Origin of the sequence: Candidatus Uabimicrobium helgolandensis, assembly GCF_041508025.1 — a bacterium.
GTDB classification, from domain to species: Bacteria; Planctomycetota; Uabimicrobiia; order Uabimicrobiales; family Uabimicrobiaceae; genus Uabimicrobium; species Uabimicrobium helgolandensis.
This window is the reverse complement of sequence record NZ_CP165719.1, coordinates 7872160-7893659: the sequence shown is the minus strand read 5'-3', so window position 1 is coordinate 7893659 and position 21500 is coordinate 7872160. Positions and strand designations below refer to the sequence as shown.

At 34.5% G+C, this 21500-nt stretch carries 13 protein-coding genes; 5 read left to right on the top strand and 8 right to left on the bottom strand.

Annotation, left to right across the window (positions count from 1 at the left end; translation table 11 throughout):
* Positions 1-621: 621 nt before the first annotated feature.
* From UABHE_RS29115 to UABHE_RS29100, 4 genes are all read right to left on the bottom strand, one after another.
* On the bottom strand, positions 622-2373 hold the full coding sequence (locus UABHE_RS29115) for a trypsin-like peptidase domain-containing protein (RefSeq protein WP_372366872.1): 1752 nt from the start codon (positions 2371-2373) through the stop codon (positions 622-624).
* A 9-nt stretch (positions 2374-2382) separates the two neighbouring features.
* The gene (locus UABHE_RS29110; RefSeq protein WP_372366870.1) at positions 2383-3282 is read right to left on the bottom strand and encodes an N-acetylmuramoyl-L-alanine amidase; all 900 of its coding nucleotides are present in this window, start codon (positions 3280-3282) and stop codon (positions 2383-2385) included.
* 32 nt (positions 3283-3314) lie between these two features.
* On the bottom strand, positions 3315-4766 hold the full coding sequence (rfaE1, locus tag UABHE_RS29105; RefSeq protein ID WP_372366869.1) for a D-glycero-beta-D-manno-heptose-7-phosphate kinase: 1452 nt from the start codon (positions 4764-4766) through the stop codon (positions 3315-3317).
* Between the two features lie 130 nt (positions 4767-4896).
* Positions 4897-6762, bottom strand: a complete 1866-nt coding sequence (locus tag UABHE_RS29100; protein ID WP_372366868.1) for a protein kinase — start codon at positions 6760-6762, stop codon at positions 4897-4899.
* A gap of 200 nt (positions 6763-6962) precedes the next feature.
* Here UABHE_RS29100 and UABHE_RS29095 point away from each other — a divergent pair, with 200 nt between their 5' ends.
* Together UABHE_RS29095 and UABHE_RS29090 are read left to right on the top strand one after the other, a co-directional pair.
* Positions 6963-7682, top strand: a complete 720-nt coding sequence (locus UABHE_RS29095; RefSeq protein ID WP_372366867.1) for an arginyltransferase — start codon at positions 6963-6965, stop codon at positions 7680-7682.
* Positions 7666-8091: a hypothetical protein gene (locus UABHE_RS29090; protein ID WP_372366866.1), complete on the top strand. Its 426-nt coding sequence runs from the start codon at positions 7666-7668 to the stop codon at positions 8089-8091. The genes UABHE_RS29095 and UABHE_RS29090 overlap by 17 nt, the downstream gene beginning before the upstream one ends.
* Here the strand turns inward: UABHE_RS29090 and UABHE_RS29085 are convergent, their stop codons facing one another.
* Positions 8092-8514 carry a hypothetical protein gene (locus UABHE_RS29085; protein WP_372366864.1) on the bottom strand — a complete coding sequence of 141 codons (423 nt, stop codon included), beginning with the start codon at positions 8512-8514 and terminating at the stop codon, positions 8092-8094. It abuts the gene before it with no gap.
* 564 nt (positions 8515-9078) lie between these two features.
* Between UABHE_RS29085 and UABHE_RS29080 the strand changes: the two genes are divergently transcribed.
* Entirely contained in the window at positions 9079-10011 is a 933-nt protein-coding gene (locus UABHE_RS29080; protein ID WP_372366862.1) for an MBL fold metallo-hydrolase, read from the top strand.
* Between the two features lie 2 nt (positions 10012-10013).
* Here UABHE_RS29080 and UABHE_RS29075 read toward each other — a convergent pair whose 3' ends face one another.
* Both UABHE_RS29075 and UABHE_RS29070 read right to left on the bottom strand, forming a co-directional pair.
* Positions 10014-10856: a helix-turn-helix domain-containing protein gene (locus tag UABHE_RS29075; RefSeq protein ID WP_372366861.1), complete on the bottom strand. Its 843-nt coding sequence runs from the start codon at positions 10854-10856 to the stop codon at positions 10014-10016.
* Positions 10857-10911: 55 nt separating this feature from the next.
* Positions 10912-12453: a hypothetical protein gene (locus tag UABHE_RS29070; RefSeq protein ID WP_372366859.1), complete on the bottom strand. Its 1542-nt coding sequence runs from the start codon at positions 12451-12453 to the stop codon at positions 10912-10914.
* A gap of 503 nt (positions 12454-12956) precedes the next feature.
* On the opposite strand from UABHE_RS29070, the gene UABHE_RS29065 reads away from it, so the two are divergent.
* Positions 12957-16055, top strand: a complete 3099-nt coding sequence (locus UABHE_RS29065; protein WP_372366857.1) for a tetratricopeptide repeat protein — start codon at positions 12957-12959, stop codon at positions 16053-16055.
* 346 nt (positions 16056-16401) lie between these two features.
* The gene (locus tag UABHE_RS29060) at positions 16402-20256 is read left to right on the top strand and encodes a hypothetical protein (protein ID WP_372366856.1); all 3855 of its coding nucleotides are present in this window, start codon (positions 16402-16404) and stop codon (positions 20254-20256) included.
* Between the two features lie 231 nt (positions 20257-20487).
* Here the strand turns inward: UABHE_RS29060 and UABHE_RS29055 are convergent, their stop codons facing one another.
* The gene (locus UABHE_RS29055; RefSeq protein WP_372366855.1) at positions 20488-21474 is read right to left on the bottom strand and encodes an NAD-dependent epimerase/dehydratase family protein; all 987 of its coding nucleotides are present in this window, start codon (positions 21472-21474) and stop codon (positions 20488-20490) included.
* Positions 21475-21500 lie beyond the last annotated feature (26 nt).

Sequence of the window (21500 nt, the reverse complement as noted above, 5' to 3'; positions counted from 1 at the left end):
TAGAAATTTCAAACTGTTACTGAATAAAATTCAGGCAGTTCCAAAAGTATAGCAGTTACAAAACGGTGAAGTTACTCCACTAAACATTTTTATTGAAGATTTAGTGATCTATTAAGTTCTTGTATTTTAACTTGAAATACAGGAATAAAAACTCATGCAACTTGGTTTATAGATCATTATATTTGGTTATGTTGGGACTTCTTTATCGCCTATTGGCAACTTCTAATATTAAACTTACGCGCGGTAATTTGCGAAAAGGTTACTATTGGAAATTGTTACGAAGTGATAAAGATAAAACATATCCCTAACAACATGATATATCATCAATTTATTTATATACTTTGTAAATTTTAAAGTGTTTTTTATTTACACCTTTAAATTTGCCAGTAAATTAAGAATTTAATTGATGATACTTTAGTTGTAAATTATATCAAAGCGTTAATTTAACTTCTAACAAAAAATTACAAAATCTGTTATAAGTAACCGTTCCTGTTTAATCTAAAAAATCTAAAGTAGCGAATAACACTCATACTCGAAGGATTCGAAAGATAACCTTTAAAAGAATTTAAAACTCTTTTGTTCGAGTTTGGATGAGAGGTGTGTAGAAGAGGTCCAACTCGTTTATTTTGTCCAAAAACGCAATTTTCGTATCTGTTGACCTGTTTGTACTATTAAGTGAATTCGTTGCTTACGCGGTAGTTTATTATATATTTCCAAGAAATCAGAGCTTGACTTGAAGGGATTATTAATTCCCAACAACAAATCATTTTTTGCTAATCCGGCTTTAAAAAATGGACTTGAGTGATGTATGTCAATAATCCAAATTCCTACTTTTTGAGGTGTTTTAAGGTATGCTTGCAATGATGGAGATATAGGAATTCCCCATAACTTTAATTCGCGAAAAAAAATAATTTTATCGTAGAATGGTTTGCGTAATTCAGGAAAAAGGCGAATTTCATAAATCATATCTTTTCTTTTAAATTTTACTATTGTTTGCTGATCTGAAGATAGTTCACTTTCTCTTTTTCTTAACGAAGGCAAATCATGATGTTGACGACAAGTAACTGGTTTGCCATTAATTTCGTATATAACATCTCCAGGTTTTAAGCCAGCCTTTTCTGCTGTAGAATATGGAATTGTAAGACCAACAACAGCTCCTTGGTTTTGTTTAATATGCCAATTTGGACGCCACACGATGCCTAGGGTATTGCGGATAACTTGTTTAAAATTAAGTAACTCGCTTATGATTTCTTGAACATAATCACTTGGAATACAAAAACCTAAACCAGAATATTCGCTTCTCCGCGTATTTACACCAATAACTTTACCATCCAAATTAAAAAGTGGTCCTCCACTAACCCCTTCTGTAATTACAGCATCAACTTGAATCCATGAATGAAAGTAACCACCGTTTGGGTAGTCTTTTTTTGGCAAGTAGGTAGCTAAGTAGCGACTATGATGAGAGACAAAACCATTAATTAAACTAAAATATAAACCTCTTGGATGGGCGAGAGTCCAAATATGATTTCCAGTTTTGACCGCCTTTGAATCTCCCCATGTTATTGTTTGTACTTCTGTTTTTATTTTTTCGAAATCCATTATTTTAAGAATGGCAAGATCCGATATTTCATCATAAGAGTGCAATAAAAAATTTATGCGTCGTCCATTATGTAGAATGCCTGTTATTTTTCCTAAATTTTGACTAATTACGTGGTGATTAGTAGCAACATGTCCTATTTCATCGAGAATAAACCCTGTACCTTGTTTGAATGAGTTTAAGTAGGTTGAAGTAGTGCTTTCAATGATTACAATGGATTTCTTTACTTTTTGGGTGCGTTCTACACGTAAATTCTCTAAAAATTTTATTTGTTCTAGAGGTGAAGTTTTTTTTCGTTCAGCTTTGGGAATTTTTGCCGGAGATTTCTGAGTTGCTTTCTGTACAAAGTACACAATACCAAATACACTTACAAGGGTTGATAGAAAGAAAATAGTAAGAAAGAATAAAAAAGGACTTCCTTTACTTTTATCATAAGCAACGTCGATACTACTGTGAAAATTTGGGGTTTGCAAAGCAGAATCCGCAAAAATTTGTGAATCTTGGTCATCGTAACTTTGTATAGGATTTTCTTCGTGCGAATTTTTTTGACCTACATCAATTACAAGTGGCTTTTTTTCTTGATTTTCTTTAAACGGAGCTTGAGAAGGTTCTCCAAAAGCAATGTTTTCATTACCTGATTTAGCAACAGGACCATGAGAATTATCATGTCCAACATGTTCGTTACACACGGTACATGAAATTTTACCATTGAAAGGGTCAACTGTACATTTTTGTTCTTGGGCACACTGTGTACAAAAAAAAATTTTTTCTGACATAGAATTTGCTCACTCATAAATTTCTAAATATTCATCAATTGCTCGCGCGACAGATTGCGAAAATTTTTGTATATTTTTTGGGGTTAGAAACCACTGTAAATCGTTTTCGTTACTTATAAAACCGCATTCCAATAAAACAGCTGGTACAGTACTGTTTTTTAAAACGTAAAAATCTCCAATGCGTATACCGCGGTTTGTTAAAGCTGTGTCTTTTGCTATGTTTTTTAAGATTTTCTGTGCCAATCTATTACTTTTATTTAAGCGTTGTTTATTTCCTTGTGTACTTATCCACGCTTCAAATCCTGAAGCTTTTTTATTTGTAGCAGCATTGAAATGGATAGACAAAAATAATGCCGCGTTACTTTGAGAAGTAACTCGTTGCGAAAGACTAATAAAAGAGTCTGCTGTTCTTGTGAAACGCACACCGTATTTTTTTTTGAGTGGCTCAGAAATATAACGAGCCATTAGTAAATTAAGATCTTTTTCGTGTATGTCTTGGTTCACAGCTCCTGGATGCTTTCCGCCATGCCCAGCATCAATGATTATAATTTTTTTAGCTACCTGTGGAATCTTTGCTGTTTTTTTTTGTATCGTTACAAAATGTTGTTTATCTTCCAAACAATGCTGTCGGTATTTCAATAAAAACTTTTGAGGTATAAATATTTCACCGCGCTTTTTTACTGCTGGAGCAGACATTTTATACTGTCCACGATGAGTGAACACTCTACTACTTTTATCCGCAAAGATGTAGTATGATTTTTGTTTTTTAAGATATACATTATCATGTTCAGGATTCCAGTAAACCTTCATATTTAATTTTTTTGCAACTTGTGATAAAGGTATTTCTTTTGTTTGGTGGCTGCAAGATGTAAAAAAAATAAATACCAAAATGCGAGCAGTACTTTTCATAATACTAGGGCGTTTTTCTAAGAGCTCTCGCATTATTTATTAGTGATTGATGTAATAATATTAGTTGTAGAATAGCCTTCTTGGTAAGGATAAAATTCAACACTTCCACCGTATGATTCAATGAATTTAGCTCCTGCAACTTCTTTACCTTGCCAATCAGCGCCTTTTACAAGAACGTCTGGCTGGATACTTTTTATTATATTTACAGGAGTGTCATCCTCGAAAATAACAACATAGTCAACTGCCGTCAAAGCTGCCAACATTTCCGCGCGATCGTTTTCTTTTACTACGGGACGTTCGGCTCCTTTTAGACGAGAAATAGAAGCATCGCTATTTAGGCCTACAATCAAGATGTCACCACGATTACGACAATATTCGAGATAGCGTATGTGTCCAGGGTGTAAAAGATCAAAACAACCATTTGTAAACACAATCGTTCGTCCTTGGTTACGAAAAAGCTCCAGCTCAACAATAACATCTGCGAGTTTTTTTAGTTTTTTGAGATGAGTATTCTCGTTGTAGATAACTTTGGCATATAAATCTTCTGGCGTTACGGTAGAGGCACCAACTTTACCAACAACAATACCTGCAGCGGTATTAGCAAGTGAAATAGCATGCTTCCAAGAGCACTTTATTGCTGTACATAAACTGAGTAAAGATAATACTGTATCTCCAGCACCTGTAACATCAAACACTTCTTTTGCATCGGCCTTGATATGAATTTGACTATCTTTAGTTGCGACAAATATACCTTTCGGTCCTAGCGTGATAACCGCAACCTCTATTTCAAGTGTTTCCAACAAAAGATTTCCAGCTTTTTTGATATCTTCAGTAGTATTCAAATTGAAACCGACTATTTCTTCTGTTTCCTTACGATTAGCCGAGATAAGAGTTGAGTTTTTGTAAAGTGACCAATCATTTCCTTTTGGTCCTACAAGTGTGGGCTTGCCATTTTCTTGGGCAATTTGTATAACCTTCTGGCATAATTTTTTTGAAAGAACACCTTTGGCGTAATCGGATATGACAATTGCGTCATAACGATCAATGTTTTCACTAATATAGTGTTGAATTTTATTGTTGAGCTCTTGAGAAAGAAATTCCTTTTTTTCACGATCAACTCTTAGTAAGTGTTGACCTTGGGCAATCATTCTCGTTTTTACAGTAGTAGGACGACTGTTGTCTATAAATAATGCGTCCTCAATTCCTTGTTCCTTTAGAGCGTCACGCAGCATCTTGCCATTCTCATCGTTACCGATAACCCCTGTTATTGTTACCTGAGCATCTAAAGCAGCGATATTATTTGCTACATTGCTTGCGCCTCCTAATCGGTACTCATCTCGCGAAACATCAAGAATTTGGATAGGAGATTCGGGGGATATACGATCAACGACCCCAAAAGCGTAGTGATCAAGTATGATATCGCCTATGAGTAAGATATTTGTACTGCTAAACTTTGCAACAATATCGTGAATATAGTGAGCCATTGCTAAACTTTCTAGATTTTAATATGTAAGTGTCTTGATAATGCATCTTGCGATTTTACTTTCGCTTAAGCTAACCATTATCATATTTGCGTTTGAAAAAGAAGTAAAGAAAATATTGTTGTGTATTCAGTTAGCGATTAATAATTTCTAAACGTTTTTTTGCTGGTTCGTAATCAAAAACAGCAGCTTTTTTATACCAGATAATAGCTTCAACGATACTTCGCTTTACTCCGTGGCCGTGCTCATAACAATATCCTAAACCATAAATCGCGAGCACTCGATTTGTAAGTGCGGCTTTGCGAAACCATTCTACTGCTTGAATATAGTTTTTATTAACTCCATATCCATTATAGTAACATATGCCCAACTGTTCCATTGCCTGAGAGTGATTACTTGACGCGGCTTGATGGAAGAGAGACACAGCTTTTCCATAATCGCGAACAACACCAAAACCTCTAAAATAGCGAAGTGCAATATTTACTTGAGCTGTGGGTAAACCCATTTGGGCCGATTTTTGTAGTAATAAAAAAGCATCAACAAGTTTTTTTTGATTATCGTAGTATATAGCGAGGTTATTCATTGCTACCGGGTGATTTTTTTGTACACCTTTTGTATACCAATTAACAGATTCGCGGTAGTTTTTAGGAATCCCTAAACCGATGCTATATGCATATCCAAGTATGTATAGGCTAAAACCATCTTTGTTTGCTTTTAGTTTAAACAACTGCGATTGTGCAATTTGATGTGCTTGGGAAACATTTTTTTCTACGCCGTGACCTAAAAAAAGCATTTTGGCTTTATGAACAAGGTATCTTGGTTCTTTAGAATAAAGAGCTAAAGCACGTTTGTTTTCTTCCCACGATTGCACATAATTATTTTTAAAATAATAAGAATCTAGTGCTTTTTGAAAAAAATTCTCTGCAGATTCTTGTTGTGATAATGAGTTTTCAATTTTAACAGAAGAAGAGCGAAGTGCTGAATTTTGTTGAGCATTTTTAATACCAATACTGACAAAAACAATTATTAGTGCAAAAACAATCGCAATTGCATATTTAATAAAACGAGAATTGCGCAAGAAATTTATAGTTTGTGTCGTTTTCTTCTTGTTTATATAAGTAACATCAACAAACCACTTGCTCCCTATGTGAGGGAATGTTTTATAAAGATTTGATAGTTCTTTACAAAGTTTTTGTACTTTTTGAGTTCTCTGTTGTGGATCTTTGTGTAAAGTATTATTTAAGATAAGTGAGAGTTGTTGGTAGTGTTCTTGGTCAGGGCTATATAGATAGTTGACAATTGGGGGTGGCGAATATTTCTGTACTCTATCAATTGTTGAAAATACGTTATTGCCAGTAAACGGAGAGCGTCGCGACCATGAAAATAGTTGGTATAGTACAACCCCAAGAGAAAACACATCACTGTTGCTACACTCTGTACCGTTTATTCTTTCGGGACTCATATATCCTACCTTGCCCTGTATTGCTAGTGTCTTTGTAAGAGTATGGAGGTTAGAATGAAGCGACTTTGAAATACCTAGGTCTAAAAGTTTAACAGTGCCTTCCTCAGTGTCGATGAAAATATTTTGAGGTTTGATATCGCGATGTAGTAATCCTCTGTTATGTACTTGTTCTATAGCTTGGCATATTTGGATTGAGATAGCGAGTTGTTCTACTAAATCTAAGCTCCATGGGTGATTTACAATAAATGTATCCAAGGGAACACCACGAGCATACTCCATAACAAAAAAACTGCTGCCCTCTTCTTGAAAAAAATCATACGCTTTTATTATGTTGAAGTGATGAATATCGCTTAGTAAATGATATTCTCTTCTTAACTTTTTTACGGTTTTTTCGTAATTGGGAGTGCTACTCGAAATTTGTTTGATAGCAACATATCGTTTGATACGTTTGTCGAAGGCTCGATGCACGACGCTCACGCGACCTCTACCAATTATTTCTTTAATTTGGTATCTATTATGGATACAATGTGATTGCATAGAACTCTCTATAAGCTATTGTGCGGGACGAATTGACAGAGTTTACAAGGTACCTTTCTAGGTAACCAGTCAACAACTTATAATAACATTTTTTTTTTGACTATTTTACTATTTTATTGAAATTTTACAGTGGGTTCCCAATTTTTTTGTTAAACAACCAAGCTGTGCTAAGCTAAAATCTGAACATAAGGATGATTTAAGTGATACTTCTTCAAGAAAAACGTTATGACGATCTGGAATCGTGTACGTATTTGCCTAAAATGCAAAAACGTTTTGAATATTTTTTTGCACATGAGTTAGACGAATATGAAATTGCACATTTACTCGAAAATGGTTGGCGAAAATTTGGAATGTATTTTTTTCGACCAAGATGCCCTGGTTGTCAAGCATGTATACCAACAAGAGTTCTTGTTCAGGATTTTAAGCCAAGTAAAAGCCAAAAACGCGTTTTAAAAAAGAATATTGATGTTGAGGTTTGCTTTTCTTCTTTACGCTACGATGACCGAATCTTTGAACTATACAAAAAACATTCTCAAAATCGCTTTTCTCAAACTGAAGGTAGTAAAGAGAATTTCTTACATAGTTTTTATTTACCCTCTTGTCCAGGATTGCAGTCCGAATTTTATTTGAATGGAAAACTTATTGGCGCAGGGTTTCTGGATAAAGGACATAGTACTCTGAGTAGTATATATTTTGTATACGACACTGATTATCAACACCTAAACTTGGGAACATTTAGCATTCTAAAAGAGATCGAATACGCCAAAAAACTTGATAACCTTTACTACTATCTCGGGTATTACATTGAAAAATGTACAAAGATGGCGTATAAGAACAAATTTAACCCTCAACAACATTTTAATTGGCAAACAAAAACATGGACTTTATTTGATAGGAAATCAGATGCCAAAAGCAAATAAAACTCTTATTGAAGCACTACGCAAAGCAGCGCAAAATCTTGACCAAGGTGTAAAGTACGAATGGGGACACATGGGGAGGTGTAATTGTGGACATTTAGTACAGACAGTTACAGAAATGAGCGACATCGAAATAGTTAAGGCCGTTGATCATAAGCTTGATGAGTGGACTGAACATGCGAAAGATTATTGTGGAGATAGTGATCGTAAAATTGATGATCTATTTGTAACAATGGACCAAATAGGTTTTAGCCATTACGATATGAGCCACCTTGAAAACCTATCTGACCAAAATGTGCTAAGTAGACTAACAGATAAAAACTATCTAGAACGCAATAATCCTAATCATGTTAGTCTCTATATGAGTACGATGGCCAATATGTTGGAAAAACAATTGAAAATTAGGTTTTAGCTAAAACGTCAAATTTATTTTTAGGTTTTTTGTAAATTTGATTAATTCGTCTTGAATTTTTTTGTCTAAAACAGGTTGATCTCTATACAAATTACTTCCAAATAAACTTGTTCCGCTTTCAAGTTGTTGTAGCACTTTTTTCGCTTTGTCTACGCCTTTTACTGTAATTTTCACCCACCGATCTTCTATCTTTTCTTCTATAGGTGTAATTTCTTCCGCTGTTTTTAATCTATTCGTTCCTGTAATCAAGCAAAAATACCACTCTGTACCTTGTTTCCAACTATAAAATTCGTAACCTTTCATCTGTTTTGGCAGCTTCTTTGTAGATGTAGAATGTTTTTGTTGTGCTTCTGTGGATTGATTTGTTTTTTCTTGACAAGAAAAAAGCAACATTGCAATCGTAACTAAAAATATTATTCTCATTATAGTTTCCTTTTTGTCTTAGGTGAATAAAAGTTGTTACTGCGTTTAGAATCGGTGACTTGACACGCCCACTTAAAATTGTCCTTTGTTCTTTTTTTGTGGGTTCTTTGCCATTATTAATAATGACGTAGTGTTGAAGTCTCTCCACATAGCAAAAACCGTTTAAAATAAGTAGTAGGTTTAGTATAACATTTTGTAAAATAAGTAAGTGTAACAACCTTGTAACATTTCATGAGAAAATGGATGTTAAACTACGATTGGATTTCGAATTAAGAGGGCAAAGCTCGATTACTGTTGACTTATTAAATTCAGGCATAAAAAAATCTATAGCATCACTTTTAGGCTGTCTACATAAATGGACAGGCCTTTAGGTACAAGACAATAGTCATTTTATTTTTAACTTTTGGTTCCTTGAGCGAAAAGCAGATTTTGCTAAATGGCTGATAAAAACTGTAAATTCGCTCTTCTCAGAAAGTAAGCATTCCTATATGATAGTCAAACTGTTTAGGACGTTTTAGTAGGTCCTAATTGTAATTCTTAAAATGTATACAAAAGGAATGGCTAATGAAGAGTTTTTTATTTTTTCGAATTTTATTTGTAGTTATGTCGTTGACAATTTTATGCGCGCAAAAATCTGAAGATTGTGTGACATATGAATTTTTTCGCAATGCTACTGCAAAACTAACTTATGGATCAAAAAACAACAAACAAGTTTTCTTATTAGATCCGATGTTCTCTAAGAAAGGCGAATTACCTTCTTTTGCTGGCATTGAAAAAAATCCAACGGTTGATTTACCCAAAAGTATCGATTATATATTAGAAGGTGTTGATGCTGTTGTTGTTGGACACATGCACGCTGATCATTTTGATATGGCTGCGGCAAGTTATATTCATAGACATTTGCCTATTATTACCCCTGATAATAAATCTCCTATGCATCCACAAAACCCAGATATGGTTACTTTTACTGAGCAATTGCAAGCTTTTGGATTTAGCAATGTGAAAACTATTGGTTCTGTAACCTCAAAATCAATTTTTTATAACAAAATTGAAATTATACAAGAATTTGGTTTACACGGTAAAGGAACCTTGACCAGATTTATGGGTGGAGTAAATGGTCTTGTTTTTCGAGCACAAAAACAGCCGACAATTTATTGGACCGGGGATACAATTTTGGACGAAGAAGGGCGTGTTGAAAATATCTTAAGGCTATATGCTCCAGATATTATTATTGTTCATACTGGAGGAGCTGTGGTAGAGCAACTTTCACCAGATCCATTAATGATGGACGAAGAACAGGCGATTAACTTTATCTTAGCGGCAAAAAAATATAATAGCAGTAGCAAAATAATTGCTATTCACATGGGTTCGCTTGATCACTGTTTTACAACAAGAGATAAACTTCGACAGGTAGTTACGACTCTGGGAGAGGAAATTAACAAAGATGTTATTATTCCAAATAATGGCGATGTAATTACCATTCCTTCGCAAAATTAGTATTATCTAAGTTCTGTGCGATATTCACTAGGCGTTTTGGCCATTTGTTTACGAAACATGCGTCCAAAATGAGTAGTGTCTTCATATCCCACACGTTGCATGATTTCGTATATACGTAAAGTTGTATCGCGCAACAAAAGGCAAGCCATCTGAATTCTAATTTTAGATAGGTAGTTTATTATAGACATACCAGTCGCTTTTTGAAATTTTTCTGCCATCGTAGTTCTGTTTACAGAAAATATTTTTGTTAGCTGAGTAATTGTAATTTTTTGATGATAATTTTCATTGAGATAGTTAACTATTTGTTGAACTTCTTCATCAATGCTACTTTTTTGTAATTCGAGTTTACTAGGTGAAAAATGCACATGAGTAATAATATTGAGTAGTTCATAAAAAAAAGAACGGCTACGACAAATCCAAAACGGTCCTTTTTGTTCGTTAAGCTCTTTATTTATAAAAAATATGACTTCTAAAATACGTTTACTTGTCGAAGGTCCTATCAAAAGAAAACCTTTATTTTGTATAAATGGCAGTAGCCAATAAATATCTAATTGTTGGGTTCCACGTAACTGTGATAAATCTTGCCGCAAAACTTCGTAATGGAATGTTGTATTTAAAATACGAGGATTAAAATAAATAGTGTGAAATACCGCATCTGTATCTCCAATGTCCGTTATATACTTCTTTTCTGATAAACATAATAAACACGGTGATACTATAGAGTAAGACTCTTGGCCCACTTGAATTTTGCCGAAGCCAGATTCAAAATAATATATTTTAAAATATTGCTCTTGTGCTTGAATATCATTTGTTGTATAGACAAGCCAGTTTGCTTCGGGGTTCATTAACTAGTTTCTTTCGATTTCTAGAATTTTTTTGTATACTTTTAAAATCTACTTCTTAGTGAGTGCGTGTGGAAATTTCGCTTACAATTTGTTGTTGAACTTGGTGTTTACCGCGTTTAGTAATACTTATATCTAAAAGATTAGCGATCGCACGTAGAGAATTTTCTGAAAATTTATTGTGGGTGAAAATTTCGATGATTTCACCTTCTACAGAGTAATATGTGAAATGATGTTTTTGCCACGAGTAACCGCCATTCATTAGTTGTAAACGACCGTGTTCGGCAACGTGAGCTAATTCAAAAGCAACTTGCGCTTCTTTTATTTCTTCTCCGCTACAGTACTTATCAACTAACGTCTGTAATTCCAGAATTGTTTCTGCTCCACCTTCGTCAAAATTGTTAGAGATTTCTTGGGCTTCGGCTTGAAATTTCTCCAACTTTTGTGCAAATTCTTCTCTGAATTCTCCTGGAAGTTCTCCTTCGTTTTTTAATTTACTTTTTTGTACTTTTTTCTTCGCCGTTGTTTTTATCCCTTGGATTTGCTGTTGATGCTTCTCTTTAAGGGCTTGTAGTTGCTCTTTGTGACCATCTTGTAAATCTTTGCTCTTTTGTTTTTCTTCTGTTAGCAAATACTGTAGTTTTATCACATCTTGTTTGTTTTTTTCGCGATCTTTTTGGAGTTGCTCTTGAATTTTATCTTTTTCACGTTGAAGTTGTTCTTTACTTTTTTCTCGATCTTTGTCTAGTATTTCTTTGGCTTTTTCTTTTTCACGTTGAAGTTGCTCTTTTACTTTGTCTTTTTCACGCTGAAGTTGTTCTTTTACTTTGTCTTTTTCTTGTTGTAATAGTTGTTTTGCCTTGTCTTTTTCTTCGTTGAATTTTGTTTTGTATTTTTCTTCGATGTCTTTGTTTTTTTGTTTTTCTTCAGCAATTAGTTCTTTGTATTTATCAACAATAAGTTTGTTTTTGTCTTTTTCGGTAATCAATTGTTCTTTGGCTTTTTCTGTGGAGGTTTTCTGCTTTTCTTTTTCGGCTGTGATTTGCTCTTTGTACTTGCTTTCGCTTTCCTTGTGTTTTAACTTTAACTCGGCAATTTGCTCTTTAAGTTGCTCATTTTTTTGTTGCTCGCTAACTAGCTGTTCGCGAGTTTTTATCTTATCCTGTTCTAGTTTTTGTTGTATTTTGCGTTTTTCACTGTCCAATTTCTCTTGAACTTTTGTTTTTTCAAGTTCAATTTTGTTGGCCATTTTTTCGCGTTCAGAGGTCAATTTTTCTTCGAGTTTTGTTTTTTCGAGCACAAGTTTGTCTTGTAGTTTTGTTTTTTCTTGTGAAAATTTTTCTTTTTCTACGAGTAATTTTTCTTCGAGTTTTGTTTTTTCAAGTGTAAGTTTGTCTTTTAATTTGATTTTTTCTTGCTCTAGTCTTTCTTTATTTTTGGAGATATCTCTCAATTCTTTTATTTCTAGCGGATCAATTTCGCGGAATGCTGTTGCCAAATCGAGCAATTCCTTGCCAAAAGGAGCAGAGTAACTTTCATAGATAACAGATTGCTTTTCCAAAAAATCTGCTAGCTCCATATTGTTATTGATCTTCGCCATTGTTATCTCCTTAAATTTTGATTGCAAACAACACTTTTTGATAGGGTATATCGACATTTATATTTTAATATGGATTGTTTTAGGAGTAGTAAGCACTTTGAAAGCACAAAGCGTTGCTCTGCAATTGAAAAGTAATCTAATCTCTAAAAGAGCCAAGTTGTAAGGAAGATAAATGTCGTCGTGTCCTAAGTAATTGTGAAAAATATTTAGTAATATACAGAATAGCATTATTATGCGTATTTTGCTGAGAAAATCCAAATTTATTTTGCTTTTTCAATGCCAACAGATACTAACGGAAGTTATAATAAAATAAAGTTGTAACTAAGACCTTAATACTACGTAAAATTAATTATAAATCTTTAACCTGGTCTTTCGTTTTGAATGTTGTTGCTCCTCAGTTAATGAACTACAACTATACGCCTTTGTGATCTCTTTAAAAACAAAGTAGGCAAATCAAAATAACTTTACAGAGTACTAGCTCAATTATTTTTAAGGTCCCTATAATGTTAAAAAATGTCTGTCGATTATTAGAACAACATAAACTTGCTCTTTTTATTGGTGCAGGGGTTTCTATAGATGCTCCTTCTTCTATTCCGGACTGGCGGCGGCTTATTGACGAAATAGTTCGTGCTCTTGCCACGTATAGTTCTGAGCTAAAAAACATAGATAAAGAGATCATTGATGCTCAAATAGCACCAGAAGTTATTTCGCAAATTCTTTATGAATCGATAGGTGAAAAATATTTGTCAGCTTTTGATGTTTTAAAAAATCGTAAACCTAATCATCATCATATATATCTCGCAAAATTGGCAAAATCAGGTCATGTTTCTTTTTATGTTACAGCTAATTTGGATACTTGCTTGGAAGATGCGATGCTTGCAGAAGGTATGGATAGGGATAAAGATTATTTTGTATATGCGACAGAGGCTGACTTTGAAAGATTCATGGATTTTCCTGAGTACTCAGGTGTACGAATTTTTAAAATTCATGGTTCTTTGGAAAACCCACAAAGCATCATTACAACATTTAGCAAAGAAGGCCAGGGGCTATCAAAAAATAAAGTTCGTCTTTTGCGATGTTTACTATTAATACGACATTTTTTGTTTATAGGCTATAGTGGTAACGATCTAAATACAAACCCTAACTACATAATGCTTGAAGATTTAGCGGCTGAGGCCAAAGGTTTTTATTGGAATTTTTTGCCAAATGAAAAAACGCATAAAGAAGTTGAGCGCTTAATTAAGTTGTATGACGAGCGCAGCGCAGTATTACAGTTTTCAGGCGTTGATCTTTTGCAAAAATTGTGGGAACATGTTGATGGTGGAGCACTTTCAATTATCGAAGAAAAAAGTGCGGATATTGGTCTTAAAAGCAAATTGCAAGAGTGGTGTAGCTCCATGGATATAACAAGCGGCGTGTATCATGGTTTAGCTGCTCTCTTACATCACATAGCTCAAAATTCAAAAGCGCAGCATTTTTATCAAAAAGCAATCGAATGTTACCGAGAGCAAAACGATACCGACAAATTATGCCAAGCTGCTTGCGAATTGGGTGGTTTACTTCATTACCAAGGAGAACATGAGCAAGCAGAAAATATTTACAAAGATGTATTAGAAGAAACAGTAAACGAATGCACAATTGAAAAAGCTTTTATTTTTGAAGGTTTGGGTAACCTAGCTTTAGATAACGGTAGTTTAAAAGAGAGTAAAGATTATTATTTGCAAGGTCTTGATCTTTTAGAAAAAGCAGCTCATTTCGAAGGGGTAGCGCAGTTATGTATGCGTATGGGGAATTTTTACAAAACCCAAGGAGAGTGGGATGTGGCACGCCAATATTACAATCGTAATTTACTTTTGGCAAAAGAAATTTGGAGTTACAAACAACTTACAAACGTCTATGTAAGTTTAGGCGATCTAGAACTTCATCAAGGAAAATGGAAACATAGCGAAGAGTATTATCTTAAAGGAATTGCAATTGCTGAAGCTACTGGATACAAGGCAGGGTGTGCTGATTTATACAATAGTTTAGGTATACTTAAACGCAAAGAAGGGCAACTTGATGTTGCACGTAGTTGGCTTAAAAATTCATTAGAAATACGCAAGGAATTAGCTTCCCCTACAGGAATAGTTAGTAGTAACACAAGTCTTGGACAACTTTGCGATCAATGTGGAGAATGGAAAAAGGCAGAAGAATATTTTTCTACCGCTTTAGAAATTGCGGAAAAACACGAAATTACTGTTGGTGTATCTCTATGCTATCGCTTTTTAGCAAGCGTTATGCAAAAACGCGGAGAATATGACAAAGCTTTAGAAAAGCTTGCTTTAAGTGAAGAAATAGAACGAAAATTTAATCGCCTACCTTCTATAGCAAGTGTTCTTAGTCAAAAAGCTATTGTTTTAGAAAAGACATCTTTTTTTGATGAAGCACGTAAACTGTACGATGAATGTATTGGCATTTTTCAAAAAATGAACAATCGTCCAGCACTCGCAACTCTTTATAACAATCTCGCAGTGCTTTCTGCGAAAGAGCGGAAAATAGATCTTGCTTTAGAACTATACCAAAAATCCCAAGATATTAATGAAGAAATTGGAGATAAAATAGCACTTTCTTCATGTCTAATTAATATTGCTATTATGTTGCAGGTAAAAGGTGATTGGGAAAAAGCAGAAGAACTCTTGTACAAAAGCCTAGAATATTGCAAAGGAATTAATATTGTCAATGAAGCGAATGTATACTTGAACCTAGCTGTTTTAAAACAAAAGCGTCAAGAATTACAAATAGCAGAAGATTTTCTTCAAAAAAGTTTAGGCATTTTTAAAGAGCTTAATAATTCTCCAATGCTTTCATCTTCGTATCGTAAAATGGCGACGTTGCAACAACAAAAAAAAGAATGGCGACAAGCAGAAGACTTTTTACAAAAAGCTTTGAATATATCTCAAAGTAAGAATTTACAGATGGAAGAGGCTGAAAACTATCGCTTATTGGGTGTTGTATACAGTGAACAGAATAAACTTTCCGAGGCATTAAGTCAATTCAATGCTAGTTTGCAAATCTATCAAGAAGCAAATAATCTGGGGCAAATTGCTCAGAGCTTTCGGTTAATAGGAAATATTCATCGTCGCAAAGAAGATTGGGGTATTGCCAAAGAGTTTTATATCGAAGCATCAAAAATCCAAGAACAAATAAATGATATTTTTTCTTTGGCGCATACACATGTGCAAATTGGGCATTTATATCGAGAGCAAGGTTTAGTAGAAGAAAGTGAAAAATCTTTTAACATTGCCAAGGAAATGTATGTAAAAAATGAGAACAAACGCAAGGCCATGGACTGCTTTGCTCACATTGGAAACCTAATGGTAAAATGTAAAAAATTTACTGCAGCTCTGGAAAATTATCGCCAAAGCTTGAAGATAGCAAAAGAATTAGGTGACGAGTTAGAGATCGCCAACGCCCAATTTAATTTAAGCTTTATTGTACGAAAGTCAGGTAACAAAGATGAAGCAATAAAGTTACTTGAGAAATGTTTGAAAGTGTATGAGAAACGACAGAAGTTAGCAAATCTGCGTAAGGCAGAAAAAATGCTTGCTATGTGGAAAAAATGACCTAATAAATGTAGATAAGCATTGTTTTACAGAGCTTAATACTTTTAATTTTTAAATATTCAAAGTACGAAAGTCTTAGGGAAGTGGCGGAAGATAGTTTACCATTTCACATGTTCTTTTATCCATCAACATCGTTATTCGTCACTTACAGAACTACGGCTATGCGCGCTCAAAATGCCTAGTTGATGAATAAAATGTCTATGTAAAATCTGGTATATTATTTTTAACCACCTCCCTTAATTTATAAAAAATGTGAATAATTTGTCATGATGAACGTCTTAGTATAATGTAATATGTGTAAGCCTAAAATTACAAACTCTAAATTTATTAAGTAAAGCGGTTTAAAATGCGTTTTATAGTACTTATACTTTTTTTTATACTGGTGGTTTTTTCCCAAGAAGCTTCTAATATTGATAAATTTTTGCGGATATCGCAAAATGTGAGTCGCGTGGAAGCTGTTGTTGGGCAAATTATTACTTACAGAATAACTGTAAGTAATATACATTCTAATGCAGTAATTGATGATATTGATCTGGTGAATGTACTTCCTGCACGAATGCGTTATATCTCATCTTCGCTAAAACGTAGTTCTTTTAAACTCAGTAGGGAAAAACAGAAAATTGTTGTGAGTGTTGGTTCTCTTGCTTCGGGAGAAACAACAGAATTTTCTTTTAACGCCAAAGTTAGAGCACGCGCTTTTGGTGTACAAGAGAATATAAGCTACGCCAATGGAAATATAGTAGGCATTCATCGTGTAGATTCTTTTATTACAAAAAGCTCGGTTAATATTTTACAACAAAGTATCTTTGGCAGTAAAGCTTGGGTTTTTGGTTATGCCTATGTTGATATAAACCATAATAATACATACGATGAAGGGCAAGAGCCGACCATACCAGGAGTTAAGGTTTACATGGAAGATGGTCGCTACGCAATTACTGACAATCATGGCCGTTATTCCTTTGATAATGTAGATGATGGAACACATGTGCTTGCACTTGATTTGCATACTCTTCCTCCACAATTTGCGCTTACCAAAAAGGGGCGAAATGGTCGCACGCGTTTTGCTCACATTAAAGGGGCTACACCATGGCGCACAGATTTTAACTTTGATTTCAATCGCCATTTATACCGCCCTTTGCAGAGCACATTACAAATCCAGTATGAAAACAAAAGTAAATTATGGCAAGAAACTATTTCTTACACGTTTTTGTTTGAAAGAAAAACGCGAGCTGTTTCTATATTAGATAAATGGAATCTTAAGCAACTATTTATGGAGGAATTTCCTGCCAAAGAAATAGAACTTACTATTATTGCCGATATAGACAAAGAACAGTTACAAGAATTGTCATTGCTTAAGTTGTTTTTGGAACAGCGCTTTGGATTTGGTGAAAACCTCATGATTACTTCTATGATGGGTATACCTTATAACCTAAAAACCAATGAACAGCCTATTCAAAAACCTCATATTAAGGAATTGTTTGTTACTGCAAACCCTCATCAAGTTTCTGCTGATGGTAAGACAGAACCAACTATTTTTATCCATGCTTTAGATCAAAATGGTGAATTGGTAAATGAAAGTGGCTTTCTGACAATAACAACTACGGAAAGTAAAATTATCAATCAAGATCACGATGAAGAGAAAGAAGGAACGCAAATACCAATGGTTGGTGGTGTTGGGATGTGTATTCTCGAAGCACAGCAAGAAGTAAAAACTGCAACGTTAACAGTAGAGTATAAAAATATAACAAAAAAAATAAATATTGACTATGTGCCTTATTTTCGCGATTGGGTTATCATTGGTATTGCCGAAGGAACAGCGGGGATTGAAACAGCTAGTAAACAGGAAAAACTTTATGTAGATGGTCGCGTTGCTTTTTTCGCAAAAGGAAAGATATTAGGAAAATATTTACTCACGGCTTTGTACGACAGTGGAAAAAAGCAAGAGCAAAAGTTATTCAAAAATGTACAAGAAAATCAATTTTACTCGGTATACTACGACCCTAATTTGTCAGGTTATGAAGTTAATACTAACAGCAAGGTATATGTTAAACTTGAAAAAGACGAAAACTATATCATGTATGGTGACTATAATGTAAATTTTAATAATCACTTAGTGCAGTACCAACATGCTTTTAGAGGAGTGGCTGCGCAATTTAAAACCCAATATCTGGATGTAAAAGCATTTGGAAGTAAAGCTACGCAAGTTCTTGTACATGATGAAATTCGCGGCCAGGGAATCTCGGGTTTTTACCAACTTTCTCGCAAAAACGTAGTTACCAATAGTATTCGTGTTGTGGTTGAAACGCGCAGTCAGTTTAATCCCAAAGAAGTTATTAGCGTAGAAGAAAAACAAATATATCGGGATTACGATGTTAACTTTGAGCGTGGACGAGTTTTATTTGATTTTCCTATTTCTCCTAACGACTTGTTGGGAAATCCTGTGTTCATTGTTGCGACGTATACATCGCAAGAAGCGTCTTCTGAGGAAATAATATGGGGTGCACAAGCAAATGTGAAATTATTGGCCGAAAAAGTATTATTTGGTAGCTCATATATTCAAGAAACAAAGAGTAAGCACAGTAACCGTATTTACGGATCCTCTATACAAATTAAACCAATGGAAGGTATTTCTATTGATGGAAACATTGCTCATACAACAGTGTACGATTCGCAAAAAGATTTAACTACTCGCGGCCTTGCGTATTCTTTTGCCACAAAATTCCAATGGGGGATTAGCGACACTACAATAGGGTATCATAGTATTTCTGATGATTACTATTCTGCGGTTTTACCAAATATTGCAACGGGGAGCGAAAAGATATTTATTGAGTCGCAATTAAAAGCTTCTGAAAATGTCACTGTGCAGATGAACGCCTCTCAAGAAAAGATGAATAAAGAGCAATTTCGCCAGTTTGGTTTACACACACTCATTCAAAATGAGTACACTCAAAATATGATAGGCTACCAACTCGTAGAGCAACGAAAAGGTAATAAAAAACAGTACGCACATGTTGCAAGTGTTGGAAGTAGAGTTAAGGTAGACGATGGTTTAGTTATTAGTGCAGAAAGACATCAGGTGTTTACGAATGAAAAATTTTCTGACAAACCAAAAACTGTTGGCAATATCTCGGAAATGGATAAAAATATAAAGCAGGACTTTCGTTACAAGACTACGAATATTAATGAACGCTTGTCCTCAAAAACGATTCTTGGAGCTGAAGTTGTTCCTAATGACTGGTTAAATTTATGGGTCAACCAAGAATTTGAAGACGAAGGGCGTTTGGAGTCCTCGCGAACATTTGCAGGAATTAATTTACAAATTCACGAAACGACACAAGTATATGCAAAATATGGTTTTCAGCATTGGGTAGATGACGTTCAAAACCAGGCACTTTTAGGACTGAAAACTGACTTAGCTATTAACGAATGGCTTTCTGGACATTTTTTTGCTGAACGTTTACACACTTTTACCGAAGAAAATCCGGAAGACTTCATAACAAATGGTTTTCATTTCAAATTAATGACTCTGAAACATACAGGAGATTTTCGCAGCGAAATGCGTTACCAAGGAGGTGACTACCAGCTTTTATTTACTCCATCCTTAACATCGTATTGGGATGAAAGCATCGTAACATTTTGGAGCTCGCAATTTACTCCTAAAGAACAGTTTTCTGTTTTTGAAAATACTAATTTATTTGGAGTTTCTTACCGCCCGCACTTTTTACAAAATGTAAATTTAGTAGGGAAAACTCAGTTAAATTGGGCGCGTAATAACGATGTAGAATCTCAGGCAATTACGTTTGTTTCGACGCTAGATCTTCATATAAGATTACCTAAATCTATGGATCTAATGTTGCATTATGCGTATAAATATGAAGAGGTTGAAGATCTCTCACAAGACCCTGTAGAGGCTATGACTGATTTGTTAGCTTTGCGATGGTTGTACGAAATCAATAATAAGTGGGATGTTGGTTTTCATATGGGAACTGTAAATGAGTATGAAAGCGAAGAACTCGACTATGGCTACGGAGTAGAAATGGGTTACCGGGTTGCAAATGATTTGTGGCTATCTTTAGGGTATAATATTAAAGGAGTTACCGACAATTCTTTTGGAGATAGCAATTTTTTAAATGAAGGAGTATTTATTAGTATGCGTTTTAAATTTGATGAAAAAATTCTTGATACTTTTTCTAGTTTTTAGAATCTTATACTAAAATATATCTCTTGTGCATTTTTACTTAGGGCTTTACCTTCTGCGTTGACTTAAAAAGAACATTTTGGGACTAAACTTGCCTCTACAATGTCTTCTTCGGTTAACATATACAATATTTTTAGCGCTATTGCATATTATTAATTCAACAGCAGATGCTGAAGCATTCAGCACTATTGTTGAATTGAAACGGTAATGAGCAACTTAAGTAGTTTTGTTGTTTTACTCGTCGACGGGAAATGGACCTTCTCTAAATTTCTGCTTATGGTAACCTTTTTGGCCTATTGAAACTGCTAGTGGACTTCGAAAATCTTTCCCTTGTTTTAGCAAATCAATGATATAATGAAAGTCGTAACGCGGCCGCCAACCTAAATCTTCCCTTGCTTTCTCATTCACATAGATTCGCTCAATATCAGAAAAAATATGCCAATTACGCAATGCATATTGATCTTCGTAGCCTGGTGCTCGTAAACTGACAACTTTTGCTGGGTTTTTTCTCAAATCAACTACATCTTGTTTTGTAAATGGAGTTGTCGCACTTATAATGTAGAGTCCAAAGCCTATATTATTTGCTTTATCTAACGCCAATAAATGAGCATCAACAATATCACTGATTTCTGCGCGGCGATATAAAAATTCGTTTACTTTAGAATTGCTATCATCATATGAATCGCGGATATTCTTGCGATCATCTTCCTCTGGAAAAAATCGCGAAGTTCGCAATACAATACATGGTAAATCAAATTTAAAATGAAATAAACGACATAGTTGCTCAGAAGAAAATTTCGTTACTCCATAAATATTTCGTGGAATAGGAACCAAGTCTTCTGTTACCCAAACTGCCGATTTTTCAGAGGAAGGACGCAAAGCGCGACCAAAAACACTTGTTGTGCTAGTGTAAATAAATGCTTTTACTTTATTGTGAGCAGCTTCTTCAAGAAGGTTAAGTGTGCCACTAATATTAGTGTCGACAAAAGCTTGACGTGTATGTGTTGCGACATGAGGCTTGTGAAGTGTTGCAGTGTGTAACACTGCATCAACTCCTTGCATACAACGTTTGACTTGTTTGCGATTAGTGATTGAAATGACTTCATCTGTGAAAGGAGAAGCTTTTACATCTATACCAACAATCTCATGGTCAGTTGGTTGTAGAACTCGTATAAGGGCTTCACCAAGATGACCTGCACTGCCTGTAACTAAAATTTTCATAAACCAAACCTTCATAGTAAAAAACG